The sequence below is a fragment of the Agathobaculum sp. Marseille-P7918 genome, from assembly GCF_964248325.1.
In the GTDB taxonomy this organism is placed as follows: domain Bacteria; phylum Bacillota; class Clostridia; order Oscillospirales; family Butyricicoccaceae; genus Agathobaculum.
Genome location: NZ_CAXTXI010000003.1, coordinates 193770 through 209658, shown reverse-complemented (window position 1 = coordinate 209658; position 15889 = coordinate 193770). Strand labels below are relative to the sequence as shown.

At 57.6% G+C, this 15889-nt stretch carries 15 protein-coding genes; 4 read left to right on the top strand and 11 right to left on the bottom strand.

Annotation, left to right across the window (positions count from 1 at the left end):
• Positions 1 to 191 precede the first annotated feature (191 nt).
• The 7 genes from ACESSO_RS06245 to ACESSO_RS06215 form a co-directional block, all read right to left on the bottom strand.
• Entirely contained in the window at positions 192 to 1145 is a 954-nt protein-coding gene (locus tag ACESSO_RS06245; protein ID WP_373164197.1) for a GTP-binding protein, read from the bottom strand.
• 14 nt (positions 1146 to 1159) lie between these two features.
• On the bottom strand, positions 1160 to 2275 hold the full coding sequence (locus ACESSO_RS06240) for a CobW family GTP-binding protein (RefSeq protein WP_373164196.1): 1116 nt from the start codon (positions 2273 to 2275) through the stop codon (positions 1160 to 1162).
• A gap of 142 nt (positions 2276 to 2417) precedes the next feature.
• Complete coding sequence (locus ACESSO_RS06235; RefSeq protein ID WP_373164195.1) at positions 2418 to 3731, bottom strand: hypothetical protein; 1314 nt, start codon at positions 3729 to 3731, stop codon at positions 2418 to 2420.
• A gap of 164 nt (positions 3732 to 3895) precedes the next feature.
• Positions 3896 to 4993, bottom strand: a complete 1098-nt coding sequence (locus ACESSO_RS06230; RefSeq protein ID WP_373164194.1) for a DUF4179 domain-containing protein — start codon at positions 4991 to 4993, stop codon at positions 3896 to 3898.
• Positions 4977 to 5471 carry an RNA polymerase sigma factor gene (locus ACESSO_RS06225; RefSeq protein ID WP_373164193.1) on the bottom strand — a complete coding sequence of 165 codons (495 nt, stop codon included), beginning with the start codon at positions 5469 to 5471 and terminating at the stop codon, positions 4977 to 4979. The genes ACESSO_RS06230 and ACESSO_RS06225 overlap by 17 nt, the downstream gene beginning before the upstream one ends.
• Before the next feature lie 161 nt (positions 5472 to 5632).
• Complete coding sequence (locus ACESSO_RS06220) at positions 5633 to 7057, bottom strand: permease prefix domain 1-containing protein (protein WP_373164192.1); 1425 nt, start codon at positions 7055 to 7057, stop codon at positions 5633 to 5635.
• A complete protein-coding gene (locus tag ACESSO_RS06215) occupies positions 7044 to 7391 on the bottom strand; it encodes a PadR family transcriptional regulator (protein WP_373164191.1) in 348 nt (115 codons plus the stop codon). Before ACESSO_RS06215 ends, ACESSO_RS06220 begins: the two co-directional genes overlap by 14 nt.
• A gap of 180 nt (positions 7392 to 7571) precedes the next feature.
• Between ACESSO_RS06215 and ACESSO_RS06210 the strand changes: the two genes are divergently transcribed.
• The 3 genes from ACESSO_RS06210 to ndk all read left to right on the top strand — a co-directional run bounded on the left by ACESSO_RS06210 (position 7572) and on the right by ndk (position 10005).
• Positions 7572 to 8168 (top strand): TetR/AcrR family transcriptional regulator, encoded by a 597-nt coding sequence (locus ACESSO_RS06210; protein ID WP_373164190.1) that lies wholly within the window; start codon positions 7572 to 7574, stop codon positions 8166 to 8168.
• Positions 8146 to 9525: an MATE family efflux transporter gene (locus tag ACESSO_RS06205; protein ID WP_373164189.1), complete on the top strand. Its 1380-nt coding sequence runs from the start codon at positions 8146 to 8148 to the stop codon at positions 9523 to 9525. The genes ACESSO_RS06210 and ACESSO_RS06205 overlap by 23 nt, the downstream gene beginning before the upstream one ends.
• Positions 9526 to 9600: 75 nt before the next feature.
• Positions 9601 to 10005, top strand: coding sequence for a nucleoside-diphosphate kinase (gene ndk / locus ACESSO_RS06200; protein WP_373164188.1), 405 nt, complete (start codon positions 9601 to 9603; stop codon positions 10003 to 10005).
• Between the two features lie 47 nt (positions 10006 to 10052).
• Here ndk and ACESSO_RS06195 read toward each other — a convergent pair whose 3' ends face one another.
• From ACESSO_RS06195 to ACESSO_RS06180, 4 genes are all read right to left on the bottom strand, one after another.
• Positions 10053 to 11891 (bottom strand): LTA synthase family protein, encoded by a 1839-nt coding sequence (locus ACESSO_RS06195; protein ID WP_373164187.1) that lies wholly within the window; start codon positions 11889 to 11891, stop codon positions 10053 to 10055.
• Positions 11892 to 12008: 117 nt separating this feature from the next.
• Complete coding sequence (locus ACESSO_RS06190; protein ID WP_373164186.1) at positions 12009 to 12674, bottom strand: DUF6320 domain-containing protein; 666 nt, start codon at positions 12672 to 12674, stop codon at positions 12009 to 12011.
• Positions 12647 to 13954 (bottom strand): hypothetical protein, encoded by a 1308-nt coding sequence (locus tag ACESSO_RS06185; RefSeq protein WP_373164185.1) that lies wholly within the window; start codon positions 13952 to 13954, stop codon positions 12647 to 12649. The genes ACESSO_RS06190 and ACESSO_RS06185 overlap by 28 nt, the downstream gene beginning before the upstream one ends.
• Positions 13921 to 14883 carry an alpha/beta hydrolase gene (locus tag ACESSO_RS06180; protein ID WP_373164184.1) on the bottom strand — a complete coding sequence of 321 codons (963 nt, stop codon included), beginning with the start codon at positions 14881 to 14883 and terminating at the stop codon, positions 13921 to 13923. Before ACESSO_RS06180 ends, ACESSO_RS06185 begins: the two co-directional genes overlap by 34 nt.
• 171 nt (positions 14884 to 15054) lie before the next feature.
• On the opposite strand from ACESSO_RS06180, the gene ACESSO_RS06175 reads away from it, so the two are divergent.
• Positions 15055 to 15846, top strand: a complete 792-nt coding sequence (locus ACESSO_RS06175; RefSeq protein ID WP_373164183.1) for an HAD-IIA family hydrolase — start codon at positions 15055 to 15057, stop codon at positions 15844 to 15846.
• Positions 15847 to 15889: the final 43 nt, after the last annotated feature.

The following is a 15889-nucleotide window of genomic DNA, read 5'->3' as shown; positions in this document are numbered from 1 at the left end:
CGCGACAGCGCGCATAAAATAGAAAACAGGCCGCTTTAGGCGGTCTGTTTTCAGCAAATGGCAGGACATGCGCCTGCCGTTTGCTACAAGGGCGGGAAAAAGTTTCGCTCGTCGGAACTTTTTTCGCTCCAGCTGTGTCCGCACACAGTGCGGCACGACTGCCTCGTTTGAAGCTGTACGCTTCAAACGACTTAATTAAAATATACCAGTTCTTCCTCCGGCTTTTCCGCCGGAATCACCTCGGAAGCGTGCAGCACCGGGCCTTCGCCGCGGTATTGCGGCAGCGTCTCGACCGTGATGGACGAAGTTACGCGCACCCAGTCACGCTGTTTGAGGTCCTTCGCCCCCGGCCAGCGACAGAGGAAGCCCAGAAAGCTGATGTCCTCCGCGCAGCAGACCATGCCGAACCGTCCCGGCACAAACGAGCCGGCCGGCACGTTGCTGCCGACATAGACCTGCGCCAGAAACCGCACAGTTTTGCCGTCGTACTTGTTCGGATCGCCCATCGCGTCGATATACCACAGGCCGTAGTCCGCGGGCGCAATGTCGATGATATCTGCATCCACATCGAACGGCAGCGGCATATTGCGCGCATAATCCTCCGAGTTGCCGTCCACATCATCCAGATAGATGGTTGCACGCGGGTTCATCGCACGGATGTTCTTTTTGTAAAGCATCTCTTTGAGTGCGTCCGTACAGCGATTGAATACCACCAGATCGGCGGTCGTGATGTGCTCGAACATCATCGGCCCCATATTGTTGGAATACAGTTCAAAAGTGGACGCATCCACAGTCGTAACAATCTGGTACAGCTCCCACCGCGAGGGAAATGCAGCCAGCAAATCATCCAGCTTCCACATACCGTTGTATTCGATGATGATGCGATCGGGATCAAACTTCTGCTCCACCCGCTTGAGCCGGTTGGGCGTCAGGTCGGAAGCTGACTCGATTGGCACGAGCGCCGTTCCAAAATGCAGCAGCTCACGCTCGTCATATTCCTCGATGCCCTCTTCGCACATCAAAAGCGCAGTGCGCTCATTTTCCGTAAAATTCGGGTCGGCAATGATTTCCTTGATAAACTGGGTTTTGCCGCTTTCCAGAAAGCCGGTAAACACATAAACCGGAATCGGTTCCCTATTTGGCATACCGTTTTCCTCCTTTAGGCAACACCGAACAGATCGGCAATGCGCTCTTCGTCCAGCTCCGCGCCGATGACGCACAGACGACCGGTATAATCGGCCGCACCGCGGCGGATTTCCGGTGCGCCGGGCACATAATCAAAGTGCAGCCACTCGCCGCCGTCCGCGGCGGGCACAATGCCCTTCGCGCGCAGGACCGTGCCGAGCGACGGGTCGCCCAGTGCGGTGAGCGCGCGGTTCAGCTCCTCCTCGGTGTACTTGTGCGGTGTCTCTACCCCCCAAGAGGTGAATACTTCATCCGCGTCATGGTCATGACCGCAGCCGCAGTGGTCGTGGTGATGATGGTGCTCATGGTCGTGGTCATGGCAGCCACAGGTGCAGTCCGGGCCGTGATCATGATGATGTTCATGCTCGTGGTCGTGGTCATGCTCGTGATGATGCTCATGGTCATGCTCGTGATGATGCTCATGCTCATGGTCGTGATGGTGATGATGCTCATGCACCGGCTCACGCGCGATTTCGTCGAGCACCTCCTGCACCAGATCGCGGCTGCCCTCCATCGTCTGGAGCAGCTGCATGCCGGTCAGTTCCTTCCACGGCGTGGTCACGATGCGCGCATGCGCGTTCAGTCCGCGCAGCAAGCCAACCACCTCGTCCAGACGCTTTGCCGGGCATTCCGCCGTGCGGGACAGCAAAATCGCACCTGCGTGCGCCACCTGATTTTCAAAGAACTCGCCGAAGTTCTTCAGATACATCTTGGCCTTGAGCGCGTCAACTACCGTCACGAACGAATTGAGCTGCACATCCAGATGTGCGTTCTGTACTGCGCCGATGACATCGGACAGCTTGCCCACACCGGACGGCTCAATCAGAATGCGGTCGGGGTGGTACTGCTCAACTACGTCGTGCAGCGCCTTACCAAAGTCGCCAACCAGCGAGCAGCAGATGCAGCCCGCGTTCATTTCATTTACCACGATGCCGGAATCCTTGAGGAAACCGCCGTCAATGCCGATTTCACCGAACTCGTTTTCAATCAGCACGACCTGCTCGCCTTTCAGGGCATCTGCCAGCAGCCGCTTGATCAGCGTGGTCTTACCGGCGCCCAGAAAACCCGAAATAATATCAATTTTCGTCATTTGTTTCGCCTCATTTTGAATTTTAATTCCAGATAAAGATAGTATACCACGTTTTCCGCGAAAAGGAAAGTTTTTCAGTTAGCTTTTGCTAATCCTTTAAAAAAACAGAAAAAGAGGGCTTGCAAAAAAGCCCTCTTTGGATTTATTTCATCTGGCCGCATGCCAAACCATTGTATTTGGTCACACGGAACGGGTAATGGACCATCTTGGCCTGCACACCGATCTCTTCAAGCCCTGCAGCCAATGCCTCCACCACCTGCATATCGTGGTCCCGCTGGGCGACCGACAGCTTCATGCGGCTGCCGAAGGACGACACCAGCATGGCGAATGGCTGCACGGCGCATGGCAGCACCGCGCCATAATCCAGGATGTACGGCATGCAGCTTTCCGGCATCTTAAAGCGGCCGACGTTGGTGATCAGGAAGCTGTCCTCCAGTACAAAATCCCGACATAGCTTCTGTCCTTCCTTCATCTTTTCCGCCAGCGGCATATTCGCCTCATGCAGCTCGCTGCACCGGTCGGACGCAGCCTTCGCGCGATAGAGCAGCTGTTCGCGCTCCATCTGGCTGTTTAAGAATTCCTTTGTTTTGCGGAATACTTCGGGCAGCGGCAAATCACGATACTCCGGTAAGTACGGAAGGTCGATAAAGCAGATAAAGTACCGTGTGGTTGCCGACGGCAGCAGCGGCCGCAAGTCAACCGGGATCTGCGAAATGACCGGCTTGTCCGGCTCGCCATATTTCTGGTCGAATGCGCGCATAAGCAGCGGCGCCACAATGGACAACGGGCTGACGCCAATCGACTTGCTGTAGCTGTGCAGCTGCTCAAACGGAAAGGTAACGTCGGTTACAATCTCCGGTCCATCGCCCTTGTCAGTCAGATCCCACGCATGAGACGCTTCGGGCTTTTTCCAGATGCCCGCAGGCGAGAACTCCTGATCGGCAAGCTGGCGGTAGCCATCCGCACTCTCCTCCGGCGACCAGCGCGTATCCATGCCGCGCACTGAGCCGTCGTTCTCAACCGGATACCCGCACAGCGTCAGATACTGGAACAGCACGCAGCGGATGAATTCCTCAAAGCCGCGGCCGTCCGAAATCGAGTGCTGATATTCCATGGTGATCGTATTATCCTGATAGCCAACCAGAAACAGATAGCCGTGCGTATCGGGCGAACCAATGGTATAGCGTTTTTCCACCCCGTCAAACGGCAGCACCACGGGTGGCAGAACATTCTGGCGATAGCGGAAGCTGGTGTCGGTCGCCTCCACACCGAGCATCATATGCGGGAAGCGCAGCAACGCCTGCTCCACCGCCTGCTGCAGCTTGTCCGGCCGCACCTTATCGCGCATGCGGATGATATGTCTTGGCACACAGGCTACGGTTTCGTGGGTATTATACAGAAAAATCTTTGCGTAACTATCCGTGCGGAGCAGCGGATAATCCTTGAGCATATCCATTCCTATTCCCTCCGAGGTCAGCATGTAGTGATTTCCCGTTTTGATTGTAGCACTGTCTGGAAGATTTGTAAATCGAATCCAGTCGGATTTTACTATTTCCGAACACTGTGTATAGTAACAAAAAGCAGCGGCACCCGTTATCGGATGCCGCTGTTTGTTTGGTTTTACTGCTGAACGGGGATTTCTACGCCGCCGATCGTAAGCGAAACGATATCCTCCATCGGGATAATCTCACTGAAAATATCACCCTTCTGGCAAATGGTTTTTCCGTCCTGCGGCTTGATGCTGCCGCCTGCATAGGACATATCCAAACTGGTACCGTCCGCCTTGTTTATCAGAATTTGCACATCGTCAAAATACTTCTGCATCTGCGCGCTGTCATGGTCGCTCTGCTTGCCCGATTGCGCGTTCTCGCCCCACTGCACCTCACTGTCGACGGTGTAATCCACGCGCAGCGCGAGCGGAGACAGTGTGATCTCGTCGATGGTTGCAGTCATACCGTTCAAGTCAAAGCTCTGACCCGCCGGCAGATTGATTGAAGTATCCTCGAAATCCAGATTGAACTTAAACGACCAATCGCCTTCAGCAATCACGGTGCGGTTCATATCCTCGTCAAACACATACAAATCGCTGAATTTCGCCTGCACCGTGCGGCCATGCACGTCGCCATCGCTAAGCTCGCGCGTTTCCACATATTGAATGGAGGGATCGCTCGGGTCCGCGTCGTAAAAATACGAACCACCATGCGTGCCGCCGAAATAGCCCACCAGCGTGGTATCCTCTTCCGCAAAATTCAGCGGCAGCAGGCCGTCGCCCACCGTTTTGCTCAGGTCGATGTCAAACGCCTCGCCATCGTCCCGGACGATCGAATAGGTGATTGCGTAATGGTACTTGTCGCCGATGATGGCATCCGCTGTGACGGTCACGCCGTTATCCGTGTCGCTCGCGCCGATCGGGCGACCGATCTGGTCGATGATCTCGGTGTCAGCCGTCGGGCCGAATACACCGGAGAACGCTTCACCCGCGGTTTTGAACACGCCCGACGCACCTGCGCCGATACCCAGCACCAGTACCGCCGCTACACCGACCGCTGCCACGCGCGGCAGTCCAAATTTCCGCTTACGCGGTTTTGCCTGCTTCGGTGCGCCCTCGCCCGCCGCATCCAGCAGGTTCTGCACCATGCGCGCCTTAGCCTCGTCCGAGAAACGCAGACCATCCAGTGCATCAGTATACTCTCTGTTATCATTATACGCTCTGTTCATATTCATTCCCTCCCAAAGTCATGCGCAGCTTTTGCCGTCCCCGGCTCAGGTGCGCGGTCACCGCGGACTCGCTGCGGCCCAACAGGCCTGCAATCTCGCGGACGGAGTAGCCTTCGTAGTAATACAGGTAGACCGCTTCGCGGTAGTTTTCCGGCAGCGCCATCACCGCTTCCAGCACATCGTTTTCCGGTGCGGCGGGCGCAGGCGCTTCCGCCACCGCTTCGAGCGCCACCGTGCGCTGCCGAAAGGCGTTTCGCATCGTATCCTTACAAGCATTTGCGGTCGCGCGGATGATCCACGCCTTTTCGTGTGCCGGACTGTCAAAAACCTGTCCGCTGGTCAGCAGTTTGAGGAACACGGTCTGGCAGATATCCTCCGCGTCCTGTGTATTTTTCAGATAGGTATACGAAAGCCGCAGAATCAGGTCGGAATAAGTGTTCACCAACCGTTCGGCCTCGGCCCTGTCCAGTTGTATCATGGTTTCATCAACTCCTTTGGCGGCCGTCCGGCCGTGTCAGCAACGTCGCTTCACCTACAATACGAATGAGCGGTCCGTTTGCTGACAGTGGGAGGGAAAATTTTTTGCAAAAGCAAAAGACAGCCCCGAAGGACTGTCTTTCAGTATAGCATAGATTGTGGTTACGGAACAGAACGCGCGTTTTGCGGCGCAAGGCCGCTTTCCAGTTGTCCCGACCGCTGCGCGGACAGCAGCAGGCCGAGCAGCAGCATGGTCTGGCATAGGTACAGGCTGCCATAGGACAGCAGCGGCAGGCCATAGGCTGCAATCAGGATGATGCCGCAGTTTTGCAGCACATACATGAGGGTTTGCAGCGCAAAGGTCACCATCACACCCATGCACACACTGCGGGCAAGCAGACCGGTCTGTTTGCCCGCAATACGGAACCCCCAGACAAGCAGCAGCACGACCGCCGCCAAAATCAGCAGCACCGCCGCCCAGCCCCAGCAATACTTTGCGGAAACAAAGAGCAGGTCTGTGGTGCCTTCATACCGCACGAATGTCTCATAGCCGCCCTTTTCACAGTTCGGATACCGGATGCCGAACATGATATACTGAACAAGCGCGCCCAGCCAGCCTTGCGCCAATGCATCACGCTGCGGATGCAGCGCAGCTGCCAGCCTTTCCCGTATGTGCTCATACGCATAGAGCTGAAACAGGAAGTAGAACAGCATCGCCAGCACCGGCGACGCCGCGAGCGCCAGCTTGCCCATGCTGCGCCGTCCGAACGCGCCGCGCCAGACCGCCGCAGCCAGTATGCCGCAGCTGACCAGTGTCTGCACAGCAATTGCCGCCATTGAAGGTGCCTGCATTGCCAGAAACCACATGGCGAGTAGTGACAGCAGGCAGATGCCAATGCCGCGCATCCCCTTGCCGCGCTGCCGGAACAAAATGCCTGCAAACAGCACTGGGAAGAACCACACCCAACACCCCAGATGATACAGCTTGCCCATCGAGATCGGCCCTCGGGTCAGCAGCAGCCCAACGACGACCCACGCGCCGTACAGCAGCCAGCAGCGCCGACCGAGGATGGTATAGTCCACAAAATACGCCGCCAGCAGACACACAGCGCCCGCCACATATTTTCCGAAAAACATGTACCATTCCAAATCATTATTGGGACGCATGCTGTATTGCAGCACCAGTCCCACCGCCGCGACCACCAGCACGATGCCCAGCATCACCCAGTCCGGCCGCGGACGCCACGCGCGGTCAAGCTGCGTGCCGGTTTTGACCGCGTCGCCCATCTCTCGCGCGGTCGCCTGCGCGGCTGCTTCTTCGTCCATGCCCTCATCCAGAAACGCCTCGTACTGGTCGCTCAGGTGGTCGGCCAACTCTTTTGCCGCCACCGGGCGCGCCCGTTTCCAGCGCATCTGAGCGGTCGCGCTGCTCACCCAGCCGCGCAGCAGTTCGGGCAGCGGCTTTGCGCTGCGCCCCTCGGCGGCTGCGGCCAGCGCTTCGAGTTCTGCCGTATCCAGCGCCCGCTCCGCAGCATCGCGCTCGAGCAAATGCAGCAGATACCGCCGCACGCCGTCAGGCAAACGCATGGCTTTCTCCCCCCTTCAGCACGCGCTCGACCGCGCCGGAAAACTGCCGCCATTCCTCGGTTTTTTCCGCCAGCCGCGTGCGTCCCGCGTCGGTCAGATGGTAATACTTGCGCACCCGCGCACCGTCCGCGGCGCGCTCATAGCTCTGCACCAACCCCTGCGTTTCCAGCGTGTGCAGCAGCGGATAGAGCGTACCCGCCTTGAGCGAAAAGGTGTCGTCCGACCGCTCGCGCAGCCGCTCGATCATCTGATAACCGTACAGGTCATCCTCTTCGAGCAGACGCAGCACCAGCAGCCCCGTACTGCCCGCAAGCAAACTTTTGTCGATTGCCATTTTCCATCCCTCCCTATATCGGTGTTCGATATATTTATTATATATAGATGACCTATATATGTCAAGCCTATCTGCGTCCAGTTTCCCCATTCTTCGCGCGCCTCGCGCTTGACAAACTAACACCGTTAGTTTATGCTGAAAACAAAGAAAACTAATATTGTTAGTTTGGAGGAATATCGCATGGCAAGAAAGGGGCTCAGCCGCGATACCATTGTCGATGCGGCCGCGGCACTGGCCGAGGAAAAAGGCATGGAAAACCTGACGCTGCGCGAACTGGCAGACGCGCTGGATGTCAAACCGGCTTCTCTATACAATCATTTGCAGGGCTTGCCCGAACTGAATGTGCGGCTGGCCGAGTGCGCGCTTGACCGTCTGATGGAAACGCTTGAGCAAGCGGTCGATATCCGTCCGGTTACAGATGCATTACGCGCGCTGGCTGCGGCTTACCGCAGCTTTGCCCATGAGCAGCCGCAGTTATACCGTGCAATGATGATGCTGCCGCAGTTTTCCGATCCCGGTTTGATTGCGCGTAAACAGGCGTTTATGGATTTGTTTGTGCGCTTGCTTGCACCGCTCGGCCTGCCGGCGGAGGAGCGTGTGCATCTATCCCGTTTAATCCGCAGTACGCTGCACGGCTATATTTCCATGGAAGCCGCCGGTTTTTTCCGCTCTCCGCTGGCATCTGCGGATGAGAGCTTTGAACGTGCAGCCGAGTGGTTATGCGAACAGATTACACGAACGGAGGCGAAATACCATGGCCGAACAAACCACCAGTGAAGCGCAGGATCGCCGCTTCCACCAGATGACCGAGGCGCCGCTCGAGCCGCTGATTTGCAAAATGGCCGTTCCGACCATCATCAGCATGCTCATCACTTCCATCTATAACATGGCCGACACCTTTTTCGTTGGCAAGCTGGGCACCAGCGCAACCGGTGCGGTCGGCGTGGTGTTCCCGCTTATGGCGCTTATCCAGTCGATCGGCTTTTTCTTCGGGCAAGGCTCGGGCAGCTATATTTCGCGCCAGCTCGGCGCGCAGCATCAGGAGGAAGCCGAGCGCATGGCGGCGACCGGCTTCTTTTCCGCGCTCATCACGGGTATTCTGATTCTGGTTTTCGGTCTGCTGCTGCGCAGTCCGCTATGCCACCTGCTCGGTGCAACCGAAACCATCTATCCATATGCGCTTGCCTACATGCAAATCATTCTGTGCGGCGCGCCGTATATGATGGCCGCGCTTGTCCTCAACAATCAGCTGCGTCAGCAGGGCAACGCGACCTATGCGATGGTCGGGCTGGTATCGGGCGGTGTGCTCAACATCGTGCTTGACCCGCTGTTTATCTTTGTGCTTGATTTGGGCATCAGCGGCGCGGCCTATGCGACCATTCTCAGCCAGCTCATCAGCTTTCTGCTGCTTCTGCTCGGCATTCGTCTGTCGCGCGGCGTACAGATTCGCCTGCGGCAGTTTTCTCCCAGCATCAGCCGTTTTGCCGCGCTCGCGGGCGGCGGCCTGCCCAGCCTGTGCCGGCAGGGTCTGGCCTCGGTTGCGGTTACCTTCCTCAACACCGCCGCGCGCCCTTACGGCGATGCCGCCATCGCCGCGATGAGCATTGTCTCCCGCGTCTCGCAGTTTGCCGGTTCGGCCATGATTGGCTTTGGACAGGGCTTCCAGCCGGTCTGCGGCTATAATTACGGCGCACGCAAATATGACCGCGTGCGGCGCGGCTTCTGGTTCTGCGTCAAGTCCTCGTTTCTGGTGCTGCTTGCGCTGGCTGTGCTGGGCTGGATTTTCGCACCCCAGATTATCGCCATTTTCCGTGCGGACGACCCCGAAGTTATCCGCATCGGCACGCTGACACTGCGGCTGCAATGCCTGTCCTTCCCGCTCATCGGCTGGGTGACCATGTGCAATATGCTGCTGCAAAACATCGCGCTGACCATGCGCGCCAGTCTGGTTGCCGCGGCGCGGCAGGGGTTGTTCTTCATTCCGCTGGCCATTGTGTTACCGATCTTTTTTGCACTGCTCGGCGTACAGCTGTGCCAGCCGCTCAGCGACCTGTTCGCATTCATTCTGTCCATCTTTGTGACCGTCCCGGTGCTGCGCATTCTGGCACGCGGCGAAAACCCTGCGCACACCTGATACCGCAGCCGCTTTTCTCCCGTCGCAGAATGTGCTATACTGACTGTAACCACTTTAACAGAAAGCAGGCGTTTTATGGAAAGAACCTATATCATGCTCAAACCGGATGCTTTGCAGCGCGGCATCACGGGCGAAATCCTCGCGCGCATTGAGCGCAAGGGCTACCGCATCACTCACATGAAAACCATGCAGCTGGACGAGCCTATTCTGCGCGAGCATTATGCGCACATCGTCGACCAGCCGTTTTTCCCGCCCACGGTCGAGTATATGACGAGCGGCCCCGTGCTGGCGATGGTCGTCGAGGGCGAAAACGTTATAGGGGGCATGCGCACCCTCATGGGTCCGACCAAGAACGAGAACGCGATGCCGGGTACCATCCGCGGCGACTTCGCCTGCTCAACCACCTATAACGTCATCCACGGCTCGGACTCCCCCGAAAGCGCAGAAATCGAAATCCGCCGTTTTTTCGGCGAGATTTGACGGACAAACGACAAAAGGACGTTTCCACTTGGAAACGTCCTTTTATTTTACTCTGTTGCCTGCGCATAGTAATCCGTGTCCAGAATCGCGTCGTTTACCTCCTGAAAGCGGCGGGCATAGGCGTTCATTTCAGACACCTCCGCGTCCGTCATGCCGTTGTTCCATACGATCTGCCCGTTTTCCGCATAAGCCGTATCGGTGAGCCAGCCGCCGTTCGGAAAAATGACATACCCCTCATAATCCGGATCAAACGCATCCCGTCCCATCGTATCGGGCACTTTCATTCCGAACAGATTGGCCAGTGTCGGCAGTAAATCAACCGTTTGCAGCGTCTTGGTCACCGTTTGCGGCGTGCAGCCTTCATACCAGATAAAGCACGGCGTGCGCTCAAGCAGGCGGCCGCCCGCGGCTTCAGAGTATTCCTCCAGCACCGCACGGTCGGTCAAGCCGTAGGCGTAATGGTCGTCGTACACGCAAATCACCGTGTTTTCCAGCAGGCCATCCTCCTCCAGCCGCGCGAGCAGATGCGCGAACATCTCGTCGGTCAGCCGCGCCTTGGCAAGCAGACCGTTTATCTCATACGGACGGCTGTCATCCTTGTATTCCGGGAACTGTTCGAGCGCATAGGTAGTCAGCGCGTCTATCTCGTCGTAGCCAAGGTGTCCGCTGTAGGTGATGAGGAAATCCGCAAACGGCTGCTGCGCGATCATCGCGCTGTAGAGTTCATCACAGTCAATCAAAAACCTATCATCGCCCGCCTGCAGCTCATCCTGCGCGTAAGCCAGCGCAGAATGATACTGCTCGTATCCGAACGCCTGATGCATCGCACCGCGATTGTAGAACTTGGCCTCGCTCTTGTGAAAGGAATTGGCAGCATAGCCAACATCCTCGAACAGATTGCCGAGTGCATACGGAAACGCGCTGCGGCTGAGTGAATAGGCGACATTTCCGTTGGCGTATGGATAAATGCCGGTCTGCGCGGCAAACTCGGTGTTGAAGGTGTAGCCGTTCGCGTACTGCGGCGTGTAAAACTCCGCAAAATTGATGCCTTCGCGCTGTAATCGCGCGAGTGTCGGCGTGTTTTTGTCGTTGAGCACAAAATCGTCCACGCTCTCTAGCTGCACCAGAATCAGATTTTTGCCTGACAGCAGACCGGTCATTTGGTTGTTCTCGTGCGCGGGCCGCTCGTCGAAAAAGGCATCAATCTGCGCACGCTGCTCGGCCGCGTCTGCGTCGGGTACAATGGACAGGCATGCATCCCGTACGACAAACTGATATGGGCCGGTCAGTGCAAGGTCATAGGTGGATGAAGAAAATCGCTCGTATTCGTACCCACTCGACTGCCAAGAATCCCAGTCGAGCGTTTCTGGTACGGGCGCATACAGACGCGGCGCAACAAACTGCGTCAGCGCAAAGAACAGCACCAGCACAGGACAGACACGCCGCCGCGGCAGACTCTCGGGCAGCCGCCACACGCCCAGCACGCCCCACAGCACCAGCAGCACGGCTACCAGCACAAAGCGTGCGTCAATCAGTTGCCGGATATAGCCCGCAAAGCCCAGCCCTTCTCCCGCAAACAGGAAGTCCGACAGAAACAAAAACCGGTCAAAAATGCGCCAGATGCCGTACTGCACCACCGCATACACCGCCCAAACGGCATAAATCAATCCGTACAGTATTCGTCCGACCGTCCGCCGCTGCGGCAGCAGACACAGCGCCACGAACAGCGCTCCAAAGCCCAGCGAAAACAGGTTTGGCGCGACCGCATACAGCGGATACCACGCCGCGCACCCTGTTGCGGTGCGTAAAGTAAGGTCAAGCAGCCAAAACGGCAGCACCGCACCCGCAGCGCTGCCGCCGAGCCGCAGCAGTTGTTTTTTGTCCATTTCAAAGCCGTCCTTCCGTCTTATCCTGACAGTATACGGCTTTTCGCGCCAAAATGCAACCCATTTCAGCACAAATGCACCCAAATGCAAAAAGAGCCGCTGTGCGGCTCTTTTTGTTTACAAATGGAACCGCCTCTGCAGCTCCGCCTTGATGGTCTGCCACTGAAATAACACCAGCGCCGCCAGCGACAAAATCGCCAGTCCCGCACACAAAAGCGAGGGCAGCAGCACCCGAACCCGTCCGCACGCAATCAGAACAAGGGGCAGCAGCCCGAAAAAGCATGCGCCGATGAACGGTCCGGCAAATAGCCGGAGCGGCGTTTTGCAGAGCACTGCAATCAGCAGCATCGCCAGAATACCCACGATGCACACACACGGCAGCACAAAATCCACCGACCAGCCGCGCCAGCCCGTCCACCAATCCCATAAAAACGACAGAACCGGAATCAGCACGACCTGCCAGCCGATATTCTGTGTCATGTCGCGCCGATAGGCCACGCCGACCGCCGCCGCCACCCAGACGCACACCGCGCCCGCCACCACGAACAGCGACCAGAGCGCGTGCCATCCGGTTGCAATGTTGACCAGCACGCAGATAACGCTGACCGCAATCGCAATCAACGCCAGCAGCCGCAGCACAAAACCGGTCGTAAAGCGCGGCTTTTCCAGCGCCGGAAACACCTCGGTATCCGGCTCCGGCGTGCCGGAAAGCTGCCCGCCGCACAGCGGACAGCAGGTTTTGTGACCGGCGACGGTCACTCGGCAGCTGGGGCATCGCTGCATGACGTTTCCTCCTCTTCATGATATTCATTGCTTCGAATCTCGATTTCGATTCCCTCATCCACCAGCAGCTCAAAAAAGCGACGCTGCACCTCGGTGTTCTCAAAGGCCGAAGTAAAACCAAAATGCAGGCTGGTGCCAAACGAACAGGTGCAAAGCTGCGTCGCACCCGTCGACATGAATACGCCGAAGCCGCGCACAAAGGGACAAAGCGCTTCGGGCAGATGTAATTTACCCACGTTGGACAGCGCCGCAGTCTCTCCGCGGTCGGACACCGCACCACTGAGCCGCAAAACCGGGTTTTTCAGTGCCAGCGGAATCAGCCGCAGCACGGGATTGTGCTCGAGCGCGGCCAACTGGTTCATGCGCGCGCCCAACCGTTCGGGCGTCAGTTCTTCCTTAAATGCCGCTGCGACGCACGCGACAATATCCTCCAGTTCACCGGAGCGGCGCGAAAAATCATATCCGACCCGAATCGTCCCAAAGAAGTTGCGCGTTGTGCGCGAGGGGAAAAAGCTGCGCAAATCGACCGGAACGGTCAAAATGACCGGTTTTTTCTGCTCGCGCACATACATTTCGCTGTGAATAGCAGAAAGCAGGAGTGCTGTCATATAGACGGTCAGCGTCGCGCCGCAGCGGTGTGCCGCCGCAAGCACTTGCCGCACATCTGCCACGCCCTCAATAACGGTCAGACCACCGTCCGCACGGCGCACCCCGCGCAAACGGTAGGCACGACCCAGCCCTTCGGAAGCTTTACCGCCGCTATGCGGCTTGTAATACTTCTGGAAGCTGTCTGCCCAGCGTTGGGATACGGATGCCTGCGGCAGCCCGTCCACCCCTGCCTCCGGATGGCGCAATATCAGATAGGCGGTCATCAACGACTCGAAAAACTCGATTGCACCCGCTCCGTCCGCCAGCACATGGTACATATCCAGACTGACCTTATGCCGCCAATAGCTCACGCGGAACAGCAGCGAGCGGCTGCCCTCATACAGCGCCGCGCACGGCGGCGCATGCTCTGGTACGACCGAAGCCCGCAGCGTAGTCTGTTCCAGGTAGTACCAGAACACACCGCGACGCATGACCATCAGCAGATGCGGATAGCGCTTCAGCGTGCGATCGAGCGCGGTTTGCAGCACGTCGGGCGCGACCGGCTCGGTCAGCTCGCACGACAGGCGGAACACGCCCGTCGCCGACCCGTGTGAGGTCGGTGGAAATATCTTCGCCGCGTTATCCAGACGGCTCCAGCTTAAATTTTTTCGGTTGCGTTTATCGTTTGGCATGCGATTGACTCCCCATTCAGGAATTGTTCGATTAAGTCATAGGTGCGCCGCACCATCGGAAACCGCACCGGCAGCGAAAAATAGCCGTGCAGCGCATCCGGCATGCGGTATTGCTCCACCGAATTGCCTGCATCCCGCAGCGCGCGGGCATAAGCCTCTCCCTCGTCGCGCAGCGGGTCAAATTCTGCGGTGATGACCAGCGTGCGCGGCTGGCGAGACAAATCGGGCGCAAGCAGCGGCGCAAAATACGGATTGCGCATGTGTTTTGGGTCTCCTCCCGCATACAGCATCATATAATCACACACGCGCTTGGCGGTAAGCAAATAGTCTGCGCCATTTTCCCGCACGGAATCAAAGCGCGAGTCGGGTAAATGGTCGTGATAGGTCGCCGGATAAATCAGAATCTGCTGCGCGACCTCAAATTCTCCGCGGTCGCGAGCCATCAGCGACACCGCTGCTGCCAGATTGCCGCCCGCGGAATCACCCACGAGCGTAATCTCCTGCGAGCGCACGCCGAACTGTTCAGGATGCCGGTAAACCTCACGCGCAGCGGCGTAACAGTCCTCCAGGCCTTCGGGAAACACATGCTCGGGCGCAAGGCCGTACTCCACCGAGGCCACACGGCAGCCCGTGCGCCGCGCCAGATTGCGGCAGACCGCATTATAGGTGTCCACACTTTCGAGCACCCAGCCGCCGCCGTGGAAAAACAGCAGCAAGCGGCCGTCCGTCTGCTTTTTGGGTGTGTAGATGCGTACGCGAATATCGTGCCCGTCCCGCTCGATTTTATGGTCCCACAAATGGTAAAGCGGCGCGAGCGGCGTACGCAGGCCTCGCACCGCGCGCTCTACCCGATAGGTTTTTTCCAAATCAATATTTGCCGTATAGCTCAGTGCGTGCAGCGCGGCACGCATGGCTTTGCTGATTGCCATGATTCGCTCTCCATTCCCTCAATTCCCTTACAGTATACCATGCTTTGCCCGCCCGCGCAAAGCATCTATCCTTTACAGTTATTTAACACCTGCGCAATTTTTTCTCTTGACGAAACCACCGTACACTCCGCATAATAGAAGTAGTGCATCATAAGCGAAAGGAGAACCGAAATGAGCGAAACACTGGAATTGCTTCGTGAGAAAAAAGGTTTTATTTGCGATATGGACGGTGTCATCTATCACGGCAACCGTCTGCTGGAAGGCGTAACCGAATTTGTCGACTGGCTGCAAAAGGAAAACAAGAGCTTTCTGTTTTTGACCAACTCGTCCGAGCGCTCGCCGCTGGAATTGCAGCAGAAGCTCGCCCGCATGGGACTGGAAATCGGCGAAGAGCATTTTTACACCTCCGCGCTGGCAACCGCCAAGTTTGTCGCCAGCCAGAAGCCCGGCGCATCCGCCTATGTCATCGGCGCGCCCGGTCTGGTCGGCGCACTGTATGAGGCGGGCATCGTGATGAACGACGTTGACCCGGACTATGTCATCGCAGGCGAAACCAACACCTATAACTATCAGACCATCCTCAAAGCGGTCGATTTGGTCAACAAGGGCGCGCGCCTGATTGCCACCAACTCGGACCTGACCGGGCCTTCCGAGCAGGGCATCATTCCGGCCTGCCGCGCGCTGGTTGCGCCGATCGAACTTGCGACCGGCAAGACCGCGTATTATGTCGGCAAGCCCAATCCCCTGATGATGCGCACCGGTCTGCGTATGCTGGGCGTGCACTCACATGAAGCCGTCATGGTGGGCGACCGTATGGACACCGACATTGTCGCGGGCATTGAAACCGGTCTGGACACCGTACTGGTGCTCTCCGGCTGCACCACGCGCGCGGATGTGGAAAACTACGCTTACCGTCCGCACTATATCTTGAACGGCGTGGGTGACATCCCTCCCGGAAAATGAAGCCATTCTTACCAACAGCCTGCCTTACGGCAGGCTGTTTTTT

Bases quoted from the DNA above. Each gene is read 5' to 3' on its own strand.
- ACESSO_RS06225 (WP_373164193.1), bottom strand. From the start codon at position 5,471: ATGATACAACTGGACAGGGCCGAGGCCGAACGGTTGGTGAACACTTAT.
- ACESSO_RS06210 (WP_373164190.1), top strand. From the start codon at position 7,572: ATGGCAAGAAAGGGGCTCAGCCGCGATACCATTGTCGATGCGGCCGCG.
- ACESSO_RS06235 (WP_373164195.1), bottom strand. From the start codon at position 3,731: ATGGATATGCTCAAGGATTATCCGCTGCTCCGCACGGATAGTTACGCA.
- ACESSO_RS06190 (WP_373164186.1), bottom strand. From the start codon at position 12,674: ATGCAGCGATGCCCCAGCTGCCGAGTGACCGTCGCCGGTCACAAAACC.
- ACESSO_RS06195 (WP_373164187.1), bottom strand. From the start codon at position 11,891: ATGGACAAAAAACAACTGCTGCGGCTCGGCGGCAGCGCTGCGGGTGCG.
- ACESSO_RS06230 (WP_373164194.1), bottom strand. From the start codon at position 4,993: ATGAACAGAGCGTATAATGATAACAGAGAGTATACTGATGCACTGGAT.
- ACESSO_RS06185 (WP_373164185.1), bottom strand. From the start codon at position 13,954: ATGCCAAACGATAAACGCAACCGAAAAAATTTAAGCTGGAGCCGTCTG.
- ACESSO_RS06240 (WP_373164196.1), bottom strand. From the start codon at position 2,275: ATGACGAAAATTGATATTATTTCGGGTTTTCTGGGCGCCGGTAAGACC.
- ACESSO_RS06175 (WP_373164183.1), top strand. From the start codon at position 15,055: ATGAGCGAAACACTGGAATTGCTTCGTGAGAAAAAAGGTTTTATTTGC.
- ACESSO_RS06180 (WP_373164184.1), bottom strand. From the start codon at position 14,883: ATGGCAATCAGCAAAGCCATGCGTGCCGCGCTGCACGCACTGAGCTAT.
- ACESSO_RS06215 (WP_373164191.1), bottom strand. From the start codon at position 7,391: ATGGCAATCGACAAAAGTTTGCTTGCGGGCAGTACGGGGCTGCTGGTG.
- ACESSO_RS06220 (WP_373164192.1), bottom strand. From the start codon at position 7,057: ATGCGTTTGCCTGACGGCGTGCGGCGGTATCTGCTGCATTTGCTCGAG.
- ndk (WP_373164188.1), top strand. From the start codon at position 9,601: ATGGAAAGAACCTATATCATGCTCAAACCGGATGCTTTGCAGCGCGGC.
- ACESSO_RS06245 (WP_373164197.1), bottom strand. From the start codon at position 1,145: ATGCCAAATAGGGAACCGATTCCGGTTTATGTGTTTACCGGCTTTCTG.
- ACESSO_RS06205 (WP_373164189.1), top strand. From the start codon at position 8,146: ATGGCCGAACAAACCACCAGTGAAGCGCAGGATCGCCGCTTCCACCAG.